We start from the raw sequence: 22,020 nt of genomic DNA on the forward strand, positions 1-22,020 counted from the left end.
ATTATCCCTCCCCAGCATAGTCTCCTCTGCCCTTTACACCTTCGATCCCACCACGTGGCTGGGGGGGGCCCCTTCAAATCTCACGGGCCCCCCGACTCTCGCGTCTGTCTCTCGTCGCTCCGGGATCAGTCCCGCAGAAGCGATCAGTACCGCAGAAGCGCCGCCACGCCGCCGGCCTCCGGGAGCGTCCCGTCGGGCACGAACAGAACTCGGGCGTCGGCCGCGATCGCGTTGTCCACGAATTGTTCGACGATGTCGGTGGCCACACCCCGTGCGTGCGCCGACGGCTCCATGTCCTTCTTCGGCTCCGGCAGCGTCACCGGCTTCGGCACGTCCACGAGTTCCAGGGCGCGGTCGTCCTCGGTGATGCGGCCCGCCAGCGTCAGCCCCTCTTCCACCACCAGCCGGCGCACCCGCTTGTCGGCGACCGCGGTCCACACGTCCGGTGCGCCGCCCACGTACTTGCCCTGCCCACGCGCTTCGCTCAGTTCGGACACGGCTTCGGCGACCTGCTTCGCGTAGAAGTCGGCGAGTGCCGGCTGAAGCCGCTTCTCCAGATCCTGGGCCGAATCCTTGTCCATGCCCGTCAGCTGCAGCGTTCCGGCGATCAGATTCCCGTAGCGGGTGATGCTCTTGAACGTCGAGAGAATCTTGTCGCCGCCGATGACGAACAGCGGCAGTCCGTTGTGCTCCTCGAATGACTGCCCCAGCCGCTTGTCCACGGTCCGCAGATACTGCTCGACCCGCTCCTCATGTCCTTCGTACGGCGCGGAGTGCGGGATGGACCCGGGAATGGCGTCCTCCGGCGACGGGATCCGCGGCTTGTCCGGCCACCCGTTCTCCTCCACTTCCCGCAGGCGTCGTACAGATCCGTGGTACAGCCTGCAGATCTCCTGGTCGAGGACCAGAACCAGGTAGGGGCGCGACCGCTGCTCGGCGGCCACCAGGTACCGCGTCAGGAATGCCGTGGCGAATTCGACGCGCGGATCCACCGGTGCGAGCGACGTCATCCGCCATACCTGAACCGGCTCGTTCACGGCCAGATAGACGACCATGGCGTCGTCGGGGTGGAAGGGATCGGCCTCGCGCTCGATCGCCGCCGTATCGAGCACATTGTCCCGCAGCTCCAGCCTCGTCTCCCGCTCCACGTCCGGGTCGTCCGCCAGCCTCCGCTTGGCTTCGGTGACGAGGTCGCGGAGCAGGATCCGGTCCTTGTCGCTGAAGGGGAAATCCGGATCGGTCGGCATGACCAGCGTGATCGCGGGATACGGCCGCGGCTTGCTCAGAGCGGCACGGATTTCGGGAGTGAGTTCGGAGGTATGCACCGTTTCAGCGTCGCATCGATCTCCCGGACACGCAGGTGGAGGCCGCCGACCGGAGAGTGACGTCGCCCGGCCCCCTGTACGGGGAGAACAGTGGGGGATCCGTTCGACCCGCCGTAATCCTCAGGGGCGGCGTACCGTGAAATCTACGGAAAGCGCGAGCGGGGTTTTCCGGGCGCGCGGAGCCGATGCGAGATGGCGAGGTGCCGAGACATGAGCAAGAACTCACCGGCGAAAGGGCACCACGGTATAGGTGCACGAGGGCAGGGCAAGCTGCTGTACTTCCACTCGCAGATCCCGCAGGCGGCCGTCAAGCAGGCGAAGGACCAGCTGCCCAACAAGTCTCAGCAGCCCCACGATCACCGCAAGGCCAACGGCCGCTGGGCCCCGTGACGGGATCCGGAGAACGACCTGGAGGGCCTCACACGGGCGTGTGGCCCTTCAAGTAGTCGCGCACGGCTCCGGGCGGCGTGGTGTCCACGGCCGCCGCGACCGGAACCCAGTGGATCTGCTCCGGCGTGAGCCGCGCTCCGTCCGACGGGTCCTCGGTCAGCAACCGGCACACGACGGCCGCTCCTGACTCCGATCCCGGATATTCCTGAGCAGCCTTCGCTTCGAGCGTCGACGAACCGTCGACGAGATAGCCGGTGAGCTCGTACACAAGGCGCGCGGCGGTGGCCTCCGCCGACTCGGCGGGCTCGGGAAAGCCGGACGGCAGGTCACTGCCGTCCGGCTGTTCCACCAGGAGCAGGCGTCCGTTGTGTATGACGACCGCCTTCACCACGCCTTGGGCCGTCTGCTCCAGCGTCATGATCCGACCGCCCTCTCCCTGTTCCGCGTGATCCGACCGCACGGTGTGCGGGCCAGGCCTTCCTACCCCACGAAGGTCAATTCACGCTGACGGCACCGGATCAGGGGTCTGGGGCGGACCGGACTCAGACGCGGTCGGCGACGATCATCAGGTACTGGAAGCTGCCGTTCTTGTACGCGGTGAGGAACGTGTCCTCGATGCCGGTGACCAGATGGTCGGCCTGCTTGCGCAGTTCCCAGTACGGCAGCGCGGCCTCGGTGAGGTCCTCGACGTGCACGGGGACCAGGCGGTTACGGGCCATGGCACGGAAGTACTCCGACCGCGGGTGGATGTCGCAGATGTAGTGGGCGTTGATCAGCGAGACCTCGCGCGACGCCTGGCCGTAACTGTCGTTGTAGCAGCCGGTGATGACCACGTAGCGGCCGCCGCGGCGCAGCAGTCGGGCGTGTTCGGCGAAGAGCAGGTCCAGCTCGACGTACATGGTCGACTCGTTGTTCCACGACGCGGCGAACTCGCCGGTCGGCAGGCCGGTGTCGAGCATGTTGCGGTGGTGGTAGCGGACCTGCTCGTCGATGCCGCGCTTGGCGGCCTGGGCGTTGGCGAAGTCCGCCTGCTTGGCCGAGATGGTGACGCCGTCGGTCCGGCAGCCGTACCGCAGATGCGCCACGACGCTGCCCCCGCCGCGTCCGCAGCCCGCGTCGAAGACCCGGTCGGCGGGGGTGAGCGGTCCGAGGTGGTCGGCGAGGAAGTTGGCCTGGGCGTGTTCGAGCCGGTGCAGTTCGGCCGTGATCCGGTCGTTGCGCCGCGCGGGGTCGGGCTCGTCGAGCACCGAGTTGTCCGCGGGCCCGATCCCGTAGTGGTGGTGGTACAGATCGTCGATCTTGCCGAGTTCGAGGTTGACCGGGTTTTCCTCGGCGTTCCAGTATTCGGCGACACGGGACTGGTACGTGGACTGGGTCGGCACCGGTACGGCCGAGGTGAAGTGGGGAGCGGTGGTCAACAGGTACTCCTCGCAGTGCATCTGACGGTTCATCAGTTGGGCTGGTGGATCGGAGTGGTGCGCCGGCAGCTCGGCCACCAGTGGTTCGGCTACCAGTAGTTGGGCAGGTGGTAGCGGCGGCTGTTCGTGGCGTGCCACTCGTGGTTGCCGGCCACCCAGGTGCTGATCCCCTGGACGTACCGCTCGACGAGGGGTGACATGGCGGACAGGAGCGCGGCCTCCTCCTCGAAGGCCGTCTGGATCTCGTTGTGGATGTCGACGGACTTGAGGTAGGCGGCCTTGAGGCCACACCGTTCGTTGGCCGCGACGACCTGCGGCAGGTTGAGATGGGTGGGGTCGTTGGCCAGCTCCTTGGTGAAGGAGTACAGGTCGTTGACGAGTGTCGTCGCGTTGCAGGCCAGTGCCGTGACCCGCTGGATCTCGGGCCTGGCGTACACGGCCTCGGGCAGTTCGTAGCCGTCCACCGCGTCCACCAGGGACAGACAGGGGCGGAAGTTGTTGAACTGCCGCATGACCAGGTACTCCCACACGCGCGGCATGTTCCGCGTCTCCGCCCATGCGGCCTCGGCGAGGTACCCGAGGTGCAGCCGGGCGATGTCATGGACGAACCGGTCGGTCTGGCTGGGCGTGGCGAAGGCGGCGTAGTCCTCGAAGGCCGCGTGGTACGAGCGCAGCGGGCCGTCGGCCCGCATGCCGTGGCGCCACTGCACCTCCGCCTCGGGGGTCCCGTGGTACGGGTCGATCGCCGACTGGGCCATGATCAGCCGGCCGCCGAGCCCGCGCGGCGAACCGCCCTTGTCCTCGCAGTAGCAGTCGTCGACCATGTTCTCGGCGAGCAGCAACTTGCCCGCGGCGGTGAGGCGGTCCAGGTCGGCCGCCCCCGGATGCTGCAGTACCACGGCCCGCCCGACCTGGAAACTCGCGAAGTCCTCGAACCACGCCTCGGGGAACAGCTCGAGCCCGCGCGCCCAGAGCTCCAGCCTGCGGTCGACCTCCTCGACCTTCGTGGGATCGGCGGGCACCGCCGGCTGATGGCGCAGCCCGGGGACCGCCCCGCCGCGCCGGGTCTGCAGGGTGTGGGCCAGGTTGGGCGGCCCCGGTGGCGAGAAGGGGGCGGTGGTGTCCGGCGGGGCGCTCAACGCGTATCCCGTCCGTCGTCGTGTGTCATTCGGCGCTCCGTCCGATCTGGACGTTCTCGAGGATCCCTGCCGCGTCGGGGACGAGAATCGCCAGCGAGTAGTAGGCGGTGACGAGGTAGTTGATGATCGCGGTGGTGTTGATGCCCATGAACCTGACGTTCAGGCCGGGCTGGTACTCCTCGGGGATGCCGGTCTGGTAGAGGCCGACGACTCCCTGGTCGGCCTCCCCGGTGCGCAGCGCGAGGATGCTGGTCGTGTGCTGCGGCGTGACCGGGATCTTGCCGCAGGGGAACAGCGGAACGCCTCGCCAGGCGGGCACCTCGTGACCGTCGACGGTGGCGGTGCCGGGCACCAGACCGCGCCGGTTGCACTGCCGGAAGAACGCGGCGATCGCCTTCGGGTGGGCGAGGAAGAGCTTCGTCTTGCGGCGCATGGAGAGCAGTTCGTCGAGGTCGTCGGGGGTGGGCGGGCCGGAGAAGGTGCTGATGCGCTGGCCGTAGTCGACGTTGTGCAGCAGCCCGAACTCACGGTTGTTGACGAGTTCCCACTCCTGGCGCTCGCGGATCTCCTCGATGGTGAGGCGGAGTTGCTCCTCGGTCTGGTCCATCGGGTCGTTGTAGAGGTCGGCGATGCGGGTGTGGACGCGCAGGACGGTCTGGGTGAGGGACAACTCGTATTCGCGCGGCGCGAGTTCGTAGTCGACGAAGCCGCCGGACAGCGTCGGCTCACCCGTGTGCCCGGACTGCACTGGGACGTCCGCCTCGCCCTTGCGGTTCCTCGGCAGCCGCTGCCGTTCGGCGTACTCCCGCAGGTGCGCGGCGAGGGACGGGGTCCGCTCGGTGAGCTCCTCGACGACGTCCCAGGGCAGTACGAGAACCGTGCCCGTGGTCTCGGCCCGGACCGAGCTGAGCCACAGCGGGTCCGGCTGGCCGATGGCCTCGTCGCCCATCTGGTCGCCGTCCGTGACGACGCCGATGACCTCTTCCTCGCCGTACTTGCCTTCGGTGAAGCGGGTGAACCGCCCGTGGGCCACCAGGTACGCCTCGGTCACCGGCTGCCCGGCCTCGAAGAGGACCTGTCCGGCCCGTACCTGCCGGGTCCGGAACCGGGTGGCGATCTCCCTGAGCGCGTCGATGTCGTCGTACCCGCGCAGGACGGGGAGTTCGGTCAGCGTCTCGGGAATGACTTTGACGTCGTCCCTGCCGTTCTGGTCGAACTGCACCCTGCCGCGGCCGACGCTGAGCTGGAGACGCCGGTTGACCCGGTACGTACCGCCCTTGACGTCCACCCATGGCAGGGATTTGAGCAGCCATCGTGAGGTGATGGCCTGCATCTGCGGCGCGGACTTGGTGGTCGTGGCCAGCCGGCGGGCCGCATGGGTACCGAGGCTGGTCAGCTGCTGGTCGGTGGGGACTTCAGGTGCGGATTCTTCGTCGCTCGCGGGACCGGTGGCGCTGTCCGCTACGGACACATTCCCTCCCAGGACGTGAACGAGGGTGAGCGAAGCGATCGGTGGTGCGAAAGCTCCTCGTTGCACCCACAAGGCAAGCAGCCGGGAGACGTGGCCAGTACGGCGCGAAGGGGGCGATTTCGCGTCCTGGAAGTGCAAACCTGCCGAATGAGGCAGAAGGGAAAGCGGAACATGATCGCGCGCCGTCCCGCGCTACGGGAACGTGTGCGCGGGACGCGTACGAACGGTGGGGCGCGCACTGCGGTGGCCACCGGGTTCGCTCTTCCGCGGCGCGCAGCGAGATGGCTACCGGGTTCGCCATTCCGGAGCGAGGATCGCCCAGAGCTGCGTGCCGTGGCGGGTGCCGTCGTAGGGCCAGGACTCGCGCTGTACGCCCTCCATCGTCATGCCGAGCCGCTTGGCCACCGCGGCGCTGCGTTCGTTGTCGGCCCGGCAGTGCCACTCGGCGCGGTGCAGGCCCCGTGCGGTGAACGCCCAGTCCAGCAGAGCGCCGCACGCCGGTGTGATCAGGCCGTGGCCTTCGGCACCGGGCTCCAGCCAGCAGCCGACCTCACAGGAACCGGAAGCGGCGTCGAAGGCCACGAACATCACGCCGCCGACCAGGGTGCCGTCGAGCCAGATGCCGTAGAGGCGGCCGCCGTCCGCGGCCTGACGCTCCGCGTACCGGCCCAGAGTGGCCCGCGCCCCGTCGACATCGGCGGTGACGAACCCCGCCCCGACCCACGGCCGGATGTGCTCGCGAGCCCGGTCCATGTGGGCGGCGAACTCCTCGGCGTGCCATATCTCGAGAGGCGCGAGACGGGCGTCGTCCCGCAGCGGGAGAGAGAACATCAGGACCTCATTCACACAACAAGCGTTTTGGCTATGTACCGTAGCAGCATGCCACGTACCAAGGGGGACCATGAGGCCCGTCGCCGTGACGTCTCCGAGGCGGTCTGGCGGGTGCTGGTCGCGCACGGATTCGGCGGCCTGACGATGCGCGCCGTCGCCGCCGAGCTCGACGCGTCCACCGGCCTGCTCACCCACTACTTCCCGGCCAAGCGCGACCTGGTCGCCTACGCCCTCGACCTGCTCGAGCAGCGGACGGTCTCACGCCCCCGGCCTGCCGCGGGGGAGGGGCAGGCCGCGTTCAAGGCCGCCCTGCTGAGCATCCTGCCGCTGACGGCCGAGGCAACCGACAGCAACAGGATCTGGGTGTCCTCCTGGGACACCGCGCTCGCCGATCCCGGGCTGAGCGACGACTACGCCGGCAAGTACGCGCGCGGCCGAGACAAGCTGCGCGACCTCGTCGAGGCCGCGCAGGAGGCGGGCGAACTGCCCGCAGGGGATCCGGCGCGCATCGCGGCCGGCGCCCAGGCCTTCGTGCTCGGCCTGGTGGTGCAGGCCCTGTTCGACCCCGAGACATTCGCGCCCCGTCGACAGGCCGAGCTCCTTGACGACTACCTGGACGCGCTGACCCGCACCGGGTGAAGGGTCGTCGCGACTACCGGTGCGCGGACGCCGCGGGTGGAGCCGTCGACGCACGCAGGACCGGCCGGGACGGCAGGCGGGAGGTGACCGTGACGTGGTGGCCGGCGAGCAGGTCGATGAGGCGCGTGACGGCGAGTGCGCCCACCTCCTCCACCGGGACGTCGAGCGCGGTCACGGGAGGTGTCGTGTACCTGAGGCTGCTCAGATCGTCGGCCGCGGCCAGGCTGACGTCCTCGGGTACCCGGCGATGCGCCGCGCCCAGTCCGTGCAGCAGGCCGAGGGTCAGATAGCTGTTGTAGGCGAGAACGGCTGTCGCGTCGCGGGGGAGTGTCCGAGCGGCCTCGATCCCCGCGTCGAACGTGGGGGGCAGGGGTCCGAGGACGTGCAGTCGGGCCTTCGCGTGTTCCGCACGCTCTTTCAGGACGGCGGACCGCTGCCCGTCGGCCCAGGAACCCGCGGGACCGGAGACGTAGGCGATGTCCCGATGCCCCTGGTCGAGGAGGTGGTCCATGAGCTGGGCCAGGCCCGTCGCCGTGTCGGCCACGACTGCGGGCAGCCGGCCCACCTGGCGGTCGACCAGGATGAGGGGCAGGCGCCGCGCGTGCTCCCGCAGGGCTGCGTCGGCGCCCACCGGCGTGACCATGATCAGTCCGTCGGCCTGTTCCGCGAGGCGGTCGGCGAGCTCCGCCTCACGCGCGGGGTCGTACTCCGAGACGGCGATCAGAAGGTGATGGCCGGTCTTCTCGGCGGTCTGCTGCGCGCCCATCACCAGCGGTGCGAAGAACGGGTTGGAGAGCGTCGGCACGACCAGGCCGACCAGCCCCGTCCGCCCGGTGGTGAGTGCGCGCGCGGCGGCGTTGGGATGGAAGCCGAGGCGCTGTGCGGCGTCCAGCACGCGCAGGCGGGTGGGCTCCGCGACCAGCTCGGGGCGCTGCAGAGCCCTTGAGGCCGTGGCTTTGGACACCCCCGCCGCGCGCGCCACATCCATCAGCGTCGCCATTGCCGCCCCCTGCCTGACCTGCCTGCCGAGCGTGCTCGGGCCCCTGTGTTCACTTTCGCTCCACGGCGTGCCATCATACCTGCAACCGGTCTCTGCAACCGGTTTCAGAGACCGGTTGCAGAGACCGGACCCAAGCCGGGTGCCCCCAACTCCCGCGAAGCTCTCCCGCGCCGACGCCGCCCCAGGCAGTCCTGCCCGACCCCTCATCCCCGCCGAGGTTTCGTATGCCACCCACCGCTCCGACCACCGGCGAGCAGACCGCCGTCACGACCGAGCCACCCGCCTCGCCCGTCGAACGGCTCTTCAGCGTTCGCGGCCGCGGCAGCACCCACCGCACCGAACTCGTGGCAGGTGCCTCGATGTTCATGGCCGCCGCCTACGCCGTGGTGGTCGTGCCCGGACAACTGGCCGCCGCCGGTGTGCCGCACGGCGCCGCCACCACGGCCGTCATCATCGCGATAGCCCTCGCGACCCTGGCGATGGGCCTGATAGCCAACCTGCCGTTCGTCGTCGCCCCCGGCCTCGGCGGAGTGGCACTTGTCGCGTTCACCATCGTCGGCCAGGACCACGTCCCGTGGGACACGGCGCTCGGCATGGTGTTCTGGTCCGGCGTGGCCTTCCTGGTACTGACGCTCCTCGGCATCCGCGACCTCGTCACGCGCCTGATGCCGATGCACCTCAAGTACGCCATCAGCGGCGGCCTCGGCCTCTACATCGCCCTGATCGGATTCCGGGACGCGGACCTCGTCGTCGGCAACGCAGACAAGGCGGCGCTGGCCGTCGGCGATCTGTCCAAGCCCGCCGGACTGCTGGCCCTGGCCGGGTTGCTGATGCTCACCGCGCTGGCGTCGCGCAAGGTGCCCGGCGCCTTCCTCATCACCATCGCGGCGGTGACGATCGCCGGCATCCCGCTGGGCGTGACCGAGATCCCCGACAGCCTCTTCTCCGCCCCGGACTCGCCCGGCCCGCTGTTCTTCCACATCGACATACTCGGCGCCCTCAAGCCCGAGTACTTCCCGTACATCTTCGCGTTCTTCGTCTCGGAGTTCTTCTCCATGACGGGGACGCTGCTGGCCGTCGCCGGGCGGGCGGGGCTGCTCGACAAGGACGGCAACATCCCCGGCTCCCGCCGCCCGTTCCTCGTCGACTCCGTCTCCGTGATGGGAGGGGCCGCCGTCGGCGCGCCGTCGATGACGGCCTACCTGGAGTCGTCGGCCGGCCCCGACTCGGGAGGCAGGACCGGCCTCGCGAGCGTGTGGGCGGCCTGCGGCTTCGGCCTCCTGCTGCTGGTCACTCCGTTCGCGACACTGATCCCGTCCGCGGCCACCGCACCCGTCCTCATGTACATCGGGCTGAACATGCTCGGCGCCCTGAGGAACGTCGACTTCAAGGACTCGACACACGCCGTCCCCGCGGCACTGACCGTCGCGACCACCTTGTTCTTCGGCAACTTCGGCACCGGCATCGCGACGGGCCTGGCCGCACACGTCCTGGTCAAGACCGTCAGCGGGCGGATCCGCGAGGTGGCCTGGCCGCTGTGGATCGTGATGGTCCCGCTCGGCTACTACTTCTACACCCTCGTCCCGTGACGACACCGTCCACGAAGGAGCACGACGACATGAGTGAACAGCACGACCTCCGGATCTTCGGCGGCAGCGTGGTGTCCACCTTCACCGGCGAGGAGTTCCCCGCGGACGTACTGGTCCGGGGGAGCGAGATCAGCGCCGTACTGCCACCGGGCACGCCCGCGGAGGCGCGCGAGGAGATCGACGCCACCGGCATGCGGATCGTCCCCGGTTTCGTGGACGCCCACATGCACATCGAGAGTGCCTTCCTGACGCCGCAGCAGTTCGCCGCTGTGACGCTGGCCCGCGGCACCACCACCGTCCTCGCCGACCCGCACGAGATCGTCAACGTGGCGGGCCGGGACGCCATGCGCTGGATGATCGACGCCGGTGACCGGACGCCGCAGACCCAGCTGTGGGGCGTGCCGTCGTGCGTGCCCGCGCTGGAGGGTCTCGAGCACGCCGGTGCGGCGCTGTCCGCCGACGACATCGCGGAGATGCTGCGCTGGCCGGGCGTCGTGGCGCTGGGCGAGGTCATGGACTACCGCGCGGTGGTGGCCGGCGACCCGCGGATGGCCGCGGTCACCGCCGCCGCCCGGGCACAGGGAACGATCCTGGACGGACACTGCCCGAACCTCAGCGGCGCGGAACTCAGTGCCTACCTGGCCACCGGTGTGGACTCCGACCACACCAAGAACCGCACCGAAGTGGTCCTGGAGAAGGCCCGCCTGGGCATGACGATGATGCTCCAGGAGAAGTGCCTCGACGAGGACGTCGCGAAGGCACTTCTCTCGCTGCCCCAGCTGCCGCCGCTGTGCCTCGTGACCGACGACCTCGCGGCCGACCACATCGTCACCAAGGGACACCTGGACCACATCGCCCGGGTGGCGGTGGCCGCGGGGTTCCCGCCGCACGTCGTCCTGCGCGCGCTGACCTGGACACCGGCGCAGCGGCTGCGGCTGTACGACCGCGGCGTCGTCTCGCCGGGCAAGCGAGCCGACCTGGTCCTCCTGCGCGGCGAACTCGCCGCCTTCGACCCCGCTGTGGTGCTGGCCGGCGGTCAGGTCGTGGGCAGGGACGGCGCCGCGGTCTACGAGGCGCGGTCCGGGGAGGCCGGCGCTCTGGAGAGCCGGGTCGACGTGGAGGCGCAGGACGCGGACGGGTTCCGCTGGCGCGTGGACCTGCCCGACGGGACGCACCGGTTCCGGGCCATGCGCGTGAACCCGCGCGACACGTACACCGAGGCCGCCGAGGTCGAACTCCCCGTGTCCGGTGGCGAAGTGGCGTGGGAGGGCAGGACCGTACTGGTCCGCGTCCGCAATCGCCACGGGCGCGACGGAGTCGTCTTCGCGCCGCTGCTCGGACGGGACCTGGAAGAGGGTGCGGTGGCCACCACGTACGCCCACGACAGCCACAATCTGCTGACGATCGGTACCTCCCGCGCGGCGATGGCCGCCGCGTCGGCGACGGTGGTCGCCGACGGCGGTGGCGTGGCCGTCGTCCGCGGCAGCGCCGGAGAGAGCGTGGTGGCGCGGATGCCGCTGCCCGTGGGCGGCGTGCTGTCCGCCCGGCCGGCCGCGCGGGTCGCCGAGGAGGCGGGCGCCGTGCGAGCGGCGCTGGAGGCGTGGGGATGGGAGCACCTCAACCCGTTCATGAGCGTGTCCACCCTTACGCTCGCCGTGTCCCCCGCGCTGAAGATCACTGACCGGTCGCTGGTGGACGTCGTGCGGCGTGCGCCGGTGGGGGCGACGGTCGGTTCCTGACCGCGGCCGGGGAGTGGCGGCGCTGTCGCCACTCCACCGCGCCGCCGCTCCCGTCGAGAAGGTGGGGTAAGGCCGAATGACCTGCGACGCGGTGCGAGAATAGTGCTCATGACAGGGGATGACACTTTTGAACCCGAGTCGGAGCGGGTCACGCGCACGCTGCGCGATCAGATTCTCGACGGTGTGCGGGCGCCGGGCAGCAAGCTCGTGGAGCGGGAACTGGCGGCGGAACTGGGGGTGAGCCGCCTGCCCGTCCGTGACGCCCTCAAGGACCTGGTCAACGAGGGTCTTGTCACTCCGCGCCCGCGGAGCTGGGCGGTGGTCCGTGAGTTCACCTCCTCCGACGTCGAGGACCTCGACGAGGTCAAGGCGGCCCTGGAGATGCTGGCGTTCCGTCTCGCAGCCCAGCGGCGCACCCGCGCGGGGCTCGCGCGGCTGAGGGCGGACCTGGACGCCGAACTGCGGGCGGCGGCCAAGGGGGATGCCGTACCGGCGCGGCGGGCCGCGGCCGACTTCCACGAGACCGTGACCGCGCTGGCCGACAACGAGCTGCTCAACGAGCTCGGCCGCACCCTGAGCAGCCGGATGCGCTGGTTGCTCGGCCAGCACGACGACATCACCGGCGTCGCCAAGGAACACGAGCAGTTGTACGAGGCGATCGAGGCCCGGGATGTACCGCGCGTCGAGGAGCTCGCCCTCAAGCACCTGGCGACCGGCCGCAGCGAGGCCGCCGCGCACCGCAGGCGCACCCCGGAACAGTAGGCACGCGCCCGCGTCCACCTCACACACCCCGGCTTCGTACCGTCATCCCCTCCAGTGCGCCATACGCGATCAGAGCGATGAGCAGGCCGGTGACCGCGTCGGAGAACTGCGGCGCGTACCAGTGCACGAGCCCTCCGGCGGCCGCTCCGGCAGCCCACGCGGCGAACGCCGTGGGACGTACCGCCGCCTCGGCGCGCCCGTCGAGGCGGCGGCGCAGGAGCACCTGGTCGGCGATCAGTACGCCGCCGAGCGGTGGGACGAAGACGCTGAGGACGACCAGCCAGTCGAGGAAGTGGTCCCACACGCCGGCGAGGGCGGCGACCGTGCCGACGGCCCCCAGGACGAGCGTCATGACCCGCATCCTCGTACGGGTCAGATGCGACCAGCTGAGGGCCCCGTTGTAGAGGCAGTGGCTGCACACGGAGCCGAGGTTGACGAAGACGAACACCGCGGCCAGTACGTCGAGGGCGATGCCGTGACCGCCGGTGAGGATCGGGAGGAAGTTGCCGCCCACCGTGCCGGCCGAGGCGACGGCGCCGGCCGCGACGACGATGCCTCCGGTGATCTGGGCGACGAGACTCGCCACGGGGAACGCGGTGGCCGTCGCGATGACGGCCTGTCTGCCGTTCAGGGACCAGCGGGTGAAGTCGGCCGTCATCGTTCCGGAGTCCGCGAAGGTCGCCATGATGAGGGAGACGGCGGCGCCGAAGGTGAGGGCGCTGTTCCCGCCCACGCCCTGGTAGTCGAGGACGGTCGCGAGGTCGTGGTCCCTGGAGACGATCACCAGGGCTATCAGGCCGACGAGGATGAACAGCGGGGCGGCGACCGCGCCCAGCCAGGACAGGGCGCGGATGCCGAGGAACGTGATCGCGACGAAGGCGACCCCGGCGACGGCGGCGACGAGTTGTTCGTGCCAGCCGAAGGCCTGGTGCAGGGTGGCGCCCGTGGCACCGGTGTTGAAGGCGAACCACCCGACGACGACCGTCGCGAGGAACCCTGAGGCGACGACGTAGCCGACCCTCCCGAAGGTCTTGGTCGCCTGGAGGGAGAAGCTCTCGCCCGTGCTGCCGGCCCGGTGACTGAGCAGACCGACGTAGACCAGCATCACCAGGTTCGCGGCGACGATGGCGGCAAGACCGCGCCAGAAGCCCATCAGCGCGACGACGATCCCGCCGGGGACGGCGTTGGTGAGGATCATGGGGAATCCGAACCACACGGCCGACACGGTGAGAAGGGACTTGCGACTCTCCGTCGGAACGGGAGTGTGCTCGTACTCCGGGTCCAGCTCGAGCCCCGCGTGGGCGGTGTCCGCCGTGGCGGGATCGCGTCTGTTCATCGTGGCCTCCGTGGGTGGGCCGGCGCGCCGTCAGGCGACCGTGCGGGCCAGGGCTGTGGCGGCCTGCTCGAAGACCGCGGCGGGCGGGTGGGTGATCCCGGCGCCGATCATCCCGATGCCCGCCGCCTTGTGAGCGATGGCCGTGTTGATGACCGGCAGGATCCCCGTGGAGAGGACCTTGCGGACGTCGATACCGGTGGGGATGCCCTGGAAACCCAGGGCGGGGATGGTGACGTTCGGGTTCTGAGCCGTCGTGATCTCACCCATGTCCCGGGTGAAGGCGACGGCCTCCTGCACCGTTCCGCCGACGAGCGCGACGATGGCGGGCGCGGTCGCCATCGCGAAACCGCCGAAGCCGTACGTCTCACTGATCGCGCTGTCACCGATGTCCAGACCGGCGTCCTCGGGCTTGAACCCGGCGAACATCGGCCCGACCACCGGCTGGGCCGGGCCCGTGAGCCACTGGTTCCCGGGCAGGCCGCTGACGCGGAGACCGAACTCGACGCCGTTGCGGGCCATCGTGGTCACGATCGTCGAACCCTCGATGCCGTGAGCGGCGTCCATGGCGGCCTTGGCCATCGCGAGCCACGTCGGTCCGGAGAAGTAGTCCGAACTGGCGATGAAGTCGAAGACTTCCTTCTTCTGCCGGGTGGTGAAACCCGTCTGGAGCAGGGCGGGAGTCAGGGCCTGCGTGAGGAGCAGGGTGCCCGCGATGTTGCGGTTGTGGCACTCGTCGCCCATGTGCAGTGCCTGGGAGAGCAGGAGACGCAGGTCGACGGGGCCGCCGATCTCCATGGCCTCCTTGAGCATGGGGCCGAGGACGTCCCGCATCCAGACCAGGCGCTCGACGACGCTCTCGTCGTTCGCCCCCATGCGAAGGATCTTCGCCATCTGCTCGGAGAGGTTGGTGAAGGCGGTGTTGCCATGGGTCTCGTTGCGGACGATGTGCATGTACATCGACGCGGACGTGACACCGGCCATCGAACCGACGCAGTCGTGTTCGTGGCACGGCGAGAAGGTGATCTCGCCGGAGGCCGCGAGCCGTTCGGCCTCGTCGAGGTCGCGCGCCAGGCCCTCGAACACGAGGGCTCCGGTGACGGCTCCCTTCATGGCGCCCGCCATCCGGTCCCAGGTGATCGGCGGCCCGGCGTGCAGGATCGTCGTCGGCGTCATCCCGGGCACCACGTCGATGGCACGGCCGAAGCCGACCAGCATCGGACGGGCGCCGATGATGCGGTCGACGGCTTCGGCATTGGCCGCCTCGGTCCGCTCGGCGACGCGCGGGTCCTCCAGCGCGTCGAGAGCCGCGAGGACCTCGGGGCTGCCGCTGCCCGGCGGAGTCCAGTCGAGGGTCGACACCTGCGCGCCCTGGGCGGTGATGTCCCGGTCGAACATGGCCAGTCCGACGTTGATGACGCTGAGGTCGCTGTTGAAGAGGCTGGTGGCCTGAGTGCTCATGCGCGGTGTGCCTTCCGGGCGGTCTCACGGGCGAAGCGGCCCGTCTCGGTGCTGCTGCGGGTGACGGTGACTCCGGCGGCCTCCAGGGCCGCGACCTGCCCGGCGAGGCCCGGGGTGTCGAGGTCGGTGCCCAGGACGTAGCCCACGATCTCCAGATGACGGCCCGCGTCGGAGGCGATCTTCCGGGCCTGCACGATGGCGGGGAGCGTCACCCCGACCGGGTCCTCGTGAGCGCCGAATCCGAGAACGAAGTCCATGACGACGACGGCGACTTGGGGGTCCTCGGCCTCCTGGAGCAGGCGTGCGAGACGCAGCGACGGGTCGATCATCGGGTGCGGGCGGCCGTTGGTGAACTCGTCGTCGCCGAAGTCGAGGAAGGTGTGTCCGACGCTGGGACTGTCTGCCGTAAGACGGCGCGCGGGGTCCTTCTGGATGTTGCTCCACACGTTGTCGCTGACTTCGAGCAGCGCGTACATCGACTCGTCGCACAGGGTCCCGCCGCAGAACAGGCCGCGCACATAACGCTGTTCAGGAGCGAGCCGGGCACATACCTCGTCCACCTGCTCGGTGGCCGGCACCTCGACGGCCGCGTCGGCGTCGACCCCGAGACGGACCGCCTGGAGCGCAGCGTCCTGGGTGCTCGCGGCGAAGTGCCCGCCGGCCGCGGTCACTGCCTCCTCTGACCCGCCGACGAAATAGACAACCACGGGCTTGCCCGCTTCCGCGATCTCGGCCAGCACCTTGTCCCGTACCGCCGGGGCAGGCGGCTTGGACACGAGGACGATCACACTGGTCCCGGGATCGGCGGCCAGAGCGCGGATCCCGTCGATCATCATGATGCCGCCGACCTGCTCACTCAGATCGCGGCCGCCCGTGCCGATGAGCTGCGAGATGCCCGCGCCCAGCGCATGGATACGGACACTGACCTCCTGTGCGCCCGTGCCGGATGCCGCGACGAGACCGACGGTGCCGGGCCGCACGGCGTTCCCGAAGCACAGCGCGACATTGTTGATGATCGCGGTGCCGCAGTCGGGTCCCATCATGAACAGGCCCTTGCTGTGGGCGAGTTGCTTGAGGCGGACCTCTTCCTCGATGGGGACGTTGTCGCTGAAGACCATCACGTGCAGGCCGTTCTCCAGCGCCTTGCGTGCCTCACGGCCCGCGTACGCGCCGTTGACCGCGACGATAGCGAGGTTCGCCTCGGGGATGCCGCGCGCGGCGCTGTCGACCGTCCGGTGGGTGACCGTGTCCGCACCGATGTCCGCACCGCTCGCACGGGGCGCCTTCTGTACGAGGAGCGCCTCGACCTCCGCGAGCAGCGCTGTCCGATCGGCTCCCTCGCCCGCCTCCACGACGATCATGAGATCCCCGGTGCCCGCGGCACTGAGATCCGTCGTGAGGAGTCCGAGGCTGCTCAGCACGCCCTTGTTCATCTCGGTGCCCATGGCGACGAACGCCTGTTCCACGCCGGGCAGTTGATTCGCCCGGGTCGAGACGGACATCAGGGACACCGAGTCGAAGTAGGTGTTCTTCTTGACGACTGCTGTGCTGCTCACAGCGAACCTCGCAGTTCTTTCTCCAGGCGAAGCCCGGTCACGAGACCGGACAAGATGTCGGTGCCGGACGTGTGGCCGATGGCCAGTACGTGCCGGACCGGCGTACGGATGGTCTGTGTCACGTGTGCCTCGCTTCCGCCGGAAGGGCGGGCCAGCGCGTGCAGGACGTCGAGCAGTGAGGCGCGGGCGCGTCCGGCCAGGGCCTCGTCGAGCGTGGCGACGCTCAACCGCGTGGTGCGTCCCGGATGTTCACGCAGGACGTCTTCAAGGGCGCGCGCGAACGGGCCGAGCACGCTATCGGGGAGCGCGGACAACAGGGCGGGCGCGGTCAGGAAGTCGTCGCCCGCGGGTGTCAGTCCGGGGCCGAGTCCGAGGAGTGACAGGATGCCGCGGCGCAGGCCGGCGCCGTCCCTGGACTTGATCGCGCACACGAGGAGGTCCTGCCCGTCGGCGAGTGCCCGGGTGACGGCCACCTCCATCGAAGACGCGGTGGTGGTCGGGCCGAGCATGCCGCCGCGTGAGCCATGGGCCCGTACCAGCCGGTCGAGCGCCGAGGCGGCGGCAGAGAGGTCGACCGGGACGAGCTCCGCGAGCGACGGAAGAATGGGATGCCATTCATCTGCGCCTTCCGTGTGCACGCGCAGGCGTCCGCCCGCGGTGCGGACAGTGATGACCCCAGGAGCGAACTCCACGGTTCGACCCGCCGAGATACCCCTGTCCGACCAGCTGTCCGCATCGGTGACGAGCGTCCGGGGAGCGTCGCCGCCGCTTCGTGCCGTGAGGGCGATGAGCCTGTCATCAGGCGTCAGCACATTGACAGTCCGGTGGTAGACGCCTTCGACGACGCCCTGCCCGCGGAGCGCGCGCAGGTGCTCGATCACCGCCGCGTCACCGGAAACGGCGCGCACATCAGTGGCCGTGCGCAGAGAAGTCACTGCACCCTCCTCGCCCTCACCGTGCCCATGGGGCGTGATGGGTTCCCTTCAACGTTCACTCACTGGTATACCATTTGGCAATGGGGAAGCGAACACGTCTGTGGAGGGAATCCATGCGCATCGTCGTGGCTCTCGGAGGCAACGCGCTGGCCCGTCGGGGGGAACCGATGACGGCCGACCATCTGCGCGCGAACGTGAGGTCCACGTGCGAGGCGCTCGCCGGCCTCGCCCGTCAGCACGAGCTCGTCATCACGCACGGGAACGGACCCCAGGTGGGGCTCCTGGCTCTGCAGAACCTCGCCTACCAGGACGTGGCCGCGTACCCGCTGGACATCCTCGGCGCGGAGACACAGGGCATGATCGGTTACGTCATCCAGCAGGAGCTCTCCAACGCTCTCGCGGGAGAGCGCGAGGTGGCGGCGGTCGTCACGACCACCGAGGTCGACGAGGCGGACCCGGCGTTCGGGCACCCGACGAAGCTGATCGGTCCCCAGTACACCGCGCAGGACGCCGCGGAGGCTGCGGCCGAGTACCGGTGGACGATCGCGCGCGACGGTGCCGCGTTCCGGCGTGTGGTGCCGTCGCCCGCCCCTCGGCGCATCGTCCAGGCACCGCTCGTGCGCATGCTCCTGGAGAACGGCCGGCTCGTCGTCTGCGTCGGCGGGGGAGGTGTGCCCGTGAAGATCGACGGCAAGGGCCGTCAGACGGGCATGCAGGCCGTGGTGGACAAGGACCTCGCCAGCGCGGCTCTCGCAGCCGAACTCAAGGCGGACATGCTGGTCATGCTCACGGACGGCGGCTACGTCAGCGAGAACTGGGGGACACCCGAGCAGCGGGACATCCTGACCGCATCGCCGGAGGCGATCTCCCGGCTGGCCTTCGCCGAGGGGTCGATGAAGCCGAAGGTCGATGCCGCGGTGCGGGTCGCGCAGGCCGGCGGGCGCGTGCTCATCGGCCCGCTCGAACGGATCGACGACCTGCTGGAGCGTCGTGTGGGCACGGAGATCCGAACCGATGTCGCCGAGGGGATCGTCTTCGCCTGAGCCGACGAGGCATTTCTCTTCTATTTCTTCCCTTCTTCTCTTCGTCAATCGCTGCGACTTCTGCTTCCCTGCCCATTTCCCACCCCTTGGGAATTGCGGAGAGAAGTATTTGCGCACGCATATACGCGGGTAGATCGGTGGCCTGCCAGCGTGGCCGTCGGGACCGCTGCCAGCAGGAGCAGGGCGAGGGGGATCCAGATGGCCGAGGTGAAGCCGTGCAGAGTGGCGGCTCGCCGGCTCCCGTGGAAGGCGGCTGCCGCGCTCGCCGCCACCGTGTTGAAGATGGCCGATCCGATGGAACCGCCCATCTGCTGTGCGGAGTTGACCGTCGCCGAGGCGATGCCGGAGTCGTGCGCGGGCACGTCGGAGGTGGCGCCGGTCATGATGGCCAGGAAGCTGCCGCCCATGCCGACGCTGAAGGTGATCAGCGCAGGGAGGACGTTCGCGGCGTACGTGGAATCCGGTTCCAGGAGCGTGAGCTGGAACAGTCCGCAAGCGGAGATGCACAGGCCGGCCGTCATCATCACGCGCGGCCCGAACCTGGGCAGCAGGCGGGTGCCGAGCTGGGTCGCCGTCGCGGTGGTGACGAGGCTGATGGGCAGGAAGCCCAGGCCGCTGGCCAGCGCGGACCAGTCCAGGACGGTCTGCAGGTAGTACGTGAGATAGAGCGAGACGGACAGCTGGCCCGCCATCAGAGCGCCACCGGCCAGCAGTGAGGCGACCCGGCGCCGGTCGCGCATCAGCCGCGGAGGCAGCAGCGGGGCGGCGGCCCGGGTCTGCCACCAGGCGAACGCCGTCAGCAGGACGGCTCCGGTGAGCAGCACGCCGAGTACACCAGGAGACGTCCACCCCTGAGCCTCCGCCTGGCTGCACGCGTACACCACCGCCGTCAGACCGCCGCACCCGAGCACCGCGCCCGCGATGTCGATACGGCCGGTGAGGCGCTGGGCGTGATCACGCGGAGTCCACAGCGTGCCGAGCAGTGCGAGGAGGGCGATGGGTACGTTGACCAGCAGGCACCAGCGCCAGCCGAGCCACTGCGTGAGCAACCCGCCCAGGACGACGCCGAGGGAGGCGCCGGCCCCGCCGAGTGCACCGAAGACGGCGATGGCCTTGCGGCGTTCGCGCAGATCGGTGAAAGCCGTGGTCACCAGGGCGAGGGCCGAGGCCGCCAGAAGCGCGGCGAAGGCGCCCTGCACGGCACGGGCGGCGAACAGGGCCTGTGCCGTGGGGGCGGCCCCCGCCGCGGCCGAGGCGACCGCGAAACCGAGCAGGCCCGAGGCGAAGACGCGCCCCCGCCCCGCGTGGTCGGCGATGCGGCCGGCGAGCAGGAGCAGCCCGCCGAACGCGACCGTGTAAGAGGTGACGACCCAAGGCCGGTCGCCGTCCGCCATGCCCAACTCGCTCTGCATGGACGGCAAGGCCACGTTCACGATGGTGCTGTCCAGCAGGATCATCAGCTGGGCCAGGCCGAGGACGCACAGCGCCCACCAGCGCCGGGGATCCGGAAGCTGTTCCTGAGGGGTGCGCGGTGACGGTGGAGGGGCGGGCATGGAGATTTTGTATACCAAAACATGGTCGAACGTAAAGGTCACAGCCCTGGATCGGTCATGACTGCTGCACTGGTATGCAGGATGACCCTCTGTGGGCGCTGTGCGTAGCAAGGCGTGGGCCGAAGGGGCGGCAAGGAGCTCGCCGAAGGGGCGGCATCGCGCGGAAACAATTTGCTCACGCAATCTTCACCGCGTGAGAGATGTCACGGTGGAGTGCTGTGCGGTGTCGAATAAATTCTGGGCAGCCACCTATTGACCGCCACTACCACCGGCCGTAATCTCCCGTTCCGAAACAAGGAAAAATTATTCCGCGATACGGAAATGCCGGGAGTATGTCATGGCCGCCGTACACGAAAAGCCCCCCACCGCTGCGGTCGACGGGGAACCCCGGACGAGCCCCGGGTTGTACAGCCCCGACCTCGCCCCCACCAAGAAGGAAGGACGCCGCTGGGGCGCGTACAACGTCTTCACCCTCTGGGGCAACGACGTGCACAGCCTCGGCAACTACGCTTTCGCGATAGGCCTGTTCGCCCTGGGGATGAGCGTCTGGAACATCCTCGTCGCCTTCGTGATCGCGTCGGCGCTGCTCTTCCTGCTCCTGACCCTGTCGGGGTACATGGGGAACAAGACGGGCGTCCCGTTCCCCGTCATGAGCCGCATCGCGTTCGGCGTCAAGGGAGCGCAGATCCCGGCCATCGTCCGTGGTGTCGTGGCCATCGCGTGGTTCGGCATCCAGACGTACCTGGCGGCGTCCGTCCTGGGAGCGCTCGTCAAGGTGCTCTTCCCCGGGCTGAGTTCACTCGACGAGAACTCGATCCTCGGGCTGTCGACCCTGGGCTGGGCGACGTTCCTGACCCTGTGGGTCGTTCAGGTCGTCATCGTCAGCTACGGCATGGAACTCATCCGCAAGTACATGGCGTTCGCGGCACCCACGATCCTGATCACGATGTCCGCGCTGGCGATCTGGATGTTCATCCGCGCCGACGGCTCCATCGCCCTGTCGACCGGTCACGCGCCGAGCGGCGTGGACATGTGGCGTCAGATCTTCGAGAGCGCCGCCCTCTGGGTCGTCATCTACGGCACGTTCGTGCTCAACTTCTGCGACTTCACGCGCTCCGCCAAGAGCCGCCGGGCGATCGTGCGAGGCAACCTCGTCGGCATCCCCGTGAACATGCTCTTCTTCGCCGGCATCGTGGTCGTGCTCAGCGGGGCCCAGTTCAAGCTGAACGGTGAGGTCATCACCGGGCCCGAGGACATCGTGCGCTCGATCCCCAACACGTTCCTGATGGCGGCGGCCTCACTCGCGTTCATCACCCTCACCATCGCGGTGAACCTCATGGCGAACTTCGTGGCGCCCATCTACGCCCTCGTCAACCTCTTCCCGCGCACGCTCAACTTCCGTCGCAGCGGCGTGGTGAGCGCCGTCATCGGCCTGGTCATCCTGCCGTGGAACCTCTACGACAACCCGACCGTCGTGAACTACTTCCTCGGCGGCCTCGGAGCACTGCTCGGCCCCATCTTCGGTGTCGTCATGGCGGACTACTGGCTGGTCCGCAAGACCCGCGTGAACGTCCCCGACCTCTACACCGACGACCGGCAGGGCGACTACTTCTACCAGCGCGGGTTCCACATGAAGGCCATCGCCGCCTTCGTCCCCGCCGCGGCCGTCGCCGTCGTCATCGCACTGGTCCCCACCTTCAAGTCCGTGTCCGGGTTCTCCTGGTTCATCGGTGCGGCCCTCTCCACCGTCGTCTACCTGGTCCTCGCCGACCGGAAGAAGCCGACCAGCGACGTCGATGGTGAGGCCATCGCGGTCGACGCCGGCTGACGACCCCG

19 protein-coding genes are annotated in these 22,020 nt (G+C 69.3%); 7 read left to right on the forward strand and 12 right to left on the reverse strand.

Annotation, left to right across the window (positions count from 1 at the left end):
- Positions 1-143 precede the first annotated feature (143 nt).
- The gene (locus tag ACIPWY_RS32070) at positions 144-1,325 is read right to left on the reverse strand and encodes a hypothetical protein (protein ID WP_362909341.1); all 1,182 of its coding nucleotides are present in this window, start codon (positions 1,323-1,325) and stop codon (positions 144-146) included.
- 210 nt (positions 1,326-1,535) lie between these two features.
- On the opposite strand from ACIPWY_RS32070, the gene ACIPWY_RS32075 reads away from it, so the two are divergent.
- Positions 1,536-1,715 (forward strand): hypothetical protein, encoded by a 180-nt coding sequence (locus ACIPWY_RS32075; protein WP_362909342.1) that lies wholly within the window; start codon positions 1,536-1,538, stop codon positions 1,713-1,715.
- A gap of 28 nt (positions 1,716-1,743) precedes the next feature.
- Here ACIPWY_RS32075 and ACIPWY_RS32080 read toward each other — a convergent pair whose 3' ends face one another.
- The 5 genes from ACIPWY_RS32080 to ACIPWY_RS32100 form a co-directional block, all read right to left on the reverse strand.
- A complete protein-coding gene (locus ACIPWY_RS32080) occupies positions 1,744-2,133 on the reverse strand; it encodes an NUDIX domain-containing protein (protein WP_393702300.1) in 390 nt (129 codons plus the stop codon).
- 124 nt (positions 2,134-2,257) lie between these two features.
- On the reverse strand, positions 2,258-3,133 hold the full coding sequence (locus tag ACIPWY_RS32085; protein WP_362909346.1) for a geranyl diphosphate 2-C-methyltransferase: 876 nt from the start codon (positions 3,131-3,133) through the stop codon (positions 2,258-2,260).
- A gap of 89 nt (positions 3,134-3,222) precedes the next feature.
- Positions 3,223-4,272, reverse strand: a complete 1,050-nt coding sequence (locus ACIPWY_RS32090; protein ID WP_393702297.1) for a family 2 encapsulin nanocompartment cargo protein terpene cyclase — start codon at positions 4,270-4,272, stop codon at positions 3,223-3,225.
- A 25-nt stretch (positions 4,273-4,297) separates the two neighbouring features.
- Positions 4,298-5,743, reverse strand: a complete 1,446-nt coding sequence (locus ACIPWY_RS32095) for a family 2B encapsulin nanocompartment shell protein (RefSeq protein WP_401536151.1) — start codon at positions 5,741-5,743, stop codon at positions 4,298-4,300.
- A gap of 285 nt (positions 5,744-6,028) precedes the next feature.
- Positions 6,029-6,574 (reverse strand): GNAT family N-acetyltransferase, encoded by a 546-nt coding sequence (locus tag ACIPWY_RS32100; protein WP_393702295.1) that lies wholly within the window; start codon positions 6,572-6,574, stop codon positions 6,029-6,031.
- A gap of 48 nt (positions 6,575-6,622) precedes the next feature.
- Here ACIPWY_RS32100 and ACIPWY_RS32105 point away from each other — a divergent pair, with 48 nt between their 5' ends.
- Positions 6,623-7,213 (forward strand): TetR/AcrR family transcriptional regulator, encoded by a 591-nt coding sequence (locus ACIPWY_RS32105; RefSeq protein WP_362909354.1) that lies wholly within the window; start codon positions 6,623-6,625, stop codon positions 7,211-7,213.
- A gap of 13 nt (positions 7,214-7,226) precedes the next feature.
- On the opposite strand, the gene ACIPWY_RS32110 is transcribed toward ACIPWY_RS32105, so the two are convergent.
- Positions 7,227-8,213 carry a LacI family DNA-binding transcriptional regulator gene (locus ACIPWY_RS32110; RefSeq protein WP_362909355.1) on the reverse strand — a complete coding sequence of 329 codons (987 nt, stop codon included), beginning with the start codon at positions 8,211-8,213 and terminating at the stop codon, positions 7,227-7,229.
- Between the two features lie 224 nt (positions 8,214-8,437).
- Between ACIPWY_RS32110 and ACIPWY_RS32115 the strand changes: the two genes are divergently transcribed.
- The 3 genes from ACIPWY_RS32115 (at position 8,438) to ACIPWY_RS32125 (ending at position 12,303) form a co-directional block, all read left to right on the forward strand.
- The gene (locus ACIPWY_RS32115; protein ID WP_393702292.1) at positions 8,438-9,802 is read left to right on the forward strand and encodes an NCS2 family permease; all 1,365 of its coding nucleotides are present in this window, start codon (positions 8,438-8,440) and stop codon (positions 9,800-9,802) included.
- Positions 9,799-11,541 carry an adenine deaminase C-terminal domain-containing protein gene (locus ACIPWY_RS32120; RefSeq protein WP_401536154.1) on the forward strand — a complete coding sequence of 581 codons (1,743 nt, stop codon included), beginning with the start codon at positions 9,799-9,801 and terminating at the stop codon, positions 11,539-11,541. The genes ACIPWY_RS32115 and ACIPWY_RS32120 overlap by 4 nt, the downstream gene beginning before the upstream one ends.
- A 108-nt stretch (positions 11,542-11,649) precedes the next feature.
- Positions 11,650-12,303: a GntR family transcriptional regulator gene (locus ACIPWY_RS32125; protein ID WP_362909361.1), complete on the forward strand. Its 654-nt coding sequence runs from the start codon at positions 11,650-11,652 to the stop codon at positions 12,301-12,303.
- Between the two features lie 19 nt (positions 12,304-12,322).
- Here the strand turns inward: ACIPWY_RS32125 and ACIPWY_RS32130 are convergent, their stop codons facing one another.
- Genes ACIPWY_RS32130 through ACIPWY_RS32145 form a run of 4 tightly spaced genes read right to left on the reverse strand, consistent with a single transcriptional unit; the run spans position 12,323 to position 17,588 of the window.
- Positions 12,323-13,639, reverse strand: coding sequence for a cytosine permease (locus ACIPWY_RS32130; protein ID WP_393702286.1), 1,317 nt, complete (start codon positions 13,637-13,639; stop codon positions 12,323-12,325).
- Between the two features lie 30 nt (positions 13,640-13,669).
- Complete coding sequence (locus ACIPWY_RS32135; protein WP_393702284.1) at positions 13,670-15,097, reverse strand: DUF1116 domain-containing protein; 1,428 nt, start codon at positions 15,095-15,097, stop codon at positions 13,670-13,672.
- A complete protein-coding gene (fdrA, locus tag ACIPWY_RS32140; protein ID WP_362909367.1) occupies positions 15,094-16,653 on the reverse strand; it encodes an acyl-CoA synthetase FdrA in 1,560 nt (519 codons plus the stop codon). The genes ACIPWY_RS32135 and fdrA overlap by 4 nt, the downstream gene beginning before the upstream one ends.
- Entirely contained in the window at positions 16,650-17,588 is a 939-nt protein-coding gene (locus ACIPWY_RS32145; protein ID WP_393702281.1) for a DUF2877 domain-containing protein, read from the reverse strand. The genes fdrA and ACIPWY_RS32145 overlap by 4 nt, the downstream gene beginning before the upstream one ends.
- A 113-nt stretch (positions 17,589-17,701) precedes the next feature.
- Here ACIPWY_RS32145 and ACIPWY_RS32150 point away from each other — a divergent pair, with 113 nt between their 5' ends.
- A complete protein-coding gene (locus tag ACIPWY_RS32150; protein WP_393702279.1) occupies positions 17,702-18,631 on the forward strand; it encodes a carbamate kinase in 930 nt (309 codons plus the stop codon).
- 44 nt (positions 18,632-18,675) lie between these two features.
- Here ACIPWY_RS32150 and ACIPWY_RS32155 read toward each other — a convergent pair whose 3' ends face one another.
- Positions 18,676-20,184: an MFS transporter gene (locus ACIPWY_RS32155; protein WP_393702277.1), complete on the reverse strand. Its 1,509-nt coding sequence runs from the start codon at positions 20,182-20,184 to the stop codon at positions 18,676-18,678.
- 337 nt (positions 20,185-20,521) lie between these two features.
- On the opposite strand from ACIPWY_RS32155, the gene ACIPWY_RS32160 reads away from it, so the two are divergent.
- Positions 20,522-22,012 carry an NCS1 family nucleobase:cation symporter-1 gene (locus tag ACIPWY_RS32160; RefSeq protein WP_362909375.1) on the forward strand — a complete coding sequence of 497 codons (1,491 nt, stop codon included), beginning with the start codon at positions 20,522-20,524 and terminating at the stop codon, positions 22,010-22,012.
- Positions 22,013-22,020 lie beyond the last annotated feature (8 nt).

Origin of the sequence: Streptomyces sp. NPDC090032 (assembly GCF_044748025.1) — a bacterium.
Taxonomy (GTDB): Bacteria; Actinomycetota; Actinomycetes; order Streptomycetales; family Streptomycetaceae; genus Streptomyces.

Coding starts and splice junctions, on each gene's coding strand:
- ACIPWY_RS32110 (WP_362909355.1), bottom strand. CDS start 8,213: ATGGCGACGCTGATGGATGTGGCGCGCGCGGCGGGGGTGTCCAAAGCC.
- ACIPWY_RS32130 (WP_393702286.1), bottom strand. CDS start 13,639: ATGAACAGACGCGATCCCGCCACGGCGGACACCGCCCACGCGGGGCTC.
- ACIPWY_RS32075 (WP_362909342.1), top strand. CDS start 1,536: ATGAGCAAGAACTCACCGGCGAAAGGGCACCACGGTATAGGTGCACGA.
- ACIPWY_RS32150 (WP_393702279.1), top strand. CDS start 17,702: ATGCGCATCGTCGTGGCTCTCGGAGGCAACGCGCTGGCCCGTCGGGGG.
- ACIPWY_RS32160 (WP_362909375.1), top strand. CDS start 20,522: ATGGCCGCCGTACACGAAAAGCCCCCCACCGCTGCGGTCGACGGGGAA.
- ACIPWY_RS32080 (WP_393702300.1), bottom strand. CDS start 2,133: ATGACGCTGGAGCAGACGGCCCAAGGCGTGGTGAAGGCGGTCGTCATA.
- ACIPWY_RS32125 (WP_362909361.1), top strand. CDS start 11,650: ATGACAGGGGATGACACTTTTGAACCCGAGTCGGAGCGGGTCACGCGC.
- ACIPWY_RS32100 (WP_393702295.1), bottom strand. CDS start 6,574: ATGTTCTCTCTCCCGCTGCGGGACGACGCCCGTCTCGCGCCTCTCGAG.
- ACIPWY_RS32135 (WP_393702284.1), bottom strand. CDS start 15,097: ATGAGCACTCAGGCCACCAGCCTCTTCAACAGCGACCTCAGCGTCATC.
- ACIPWY_RS32115 (WP_393702292.1), top strand. CDS start 8,438: ATGCCACCCACCGCTCCGACCACCGGCGAGCAGACCGCCGTCACGACC.
- ACIPWY_RS32155 (WP_393702277.1), bottom strand. CDS start 20,184: ATGCCCGCCCCTCCACCGTCACCGCGCACCCCTCAGGAACAGCTTCCG.
- ACIPWY_RS32105 (WP_362909354.1), top strand. CDS start 6,623: ATGCCACGTACCAAGGGGGACCATGAGGCCCGTCGCCGTGACGTCTCC.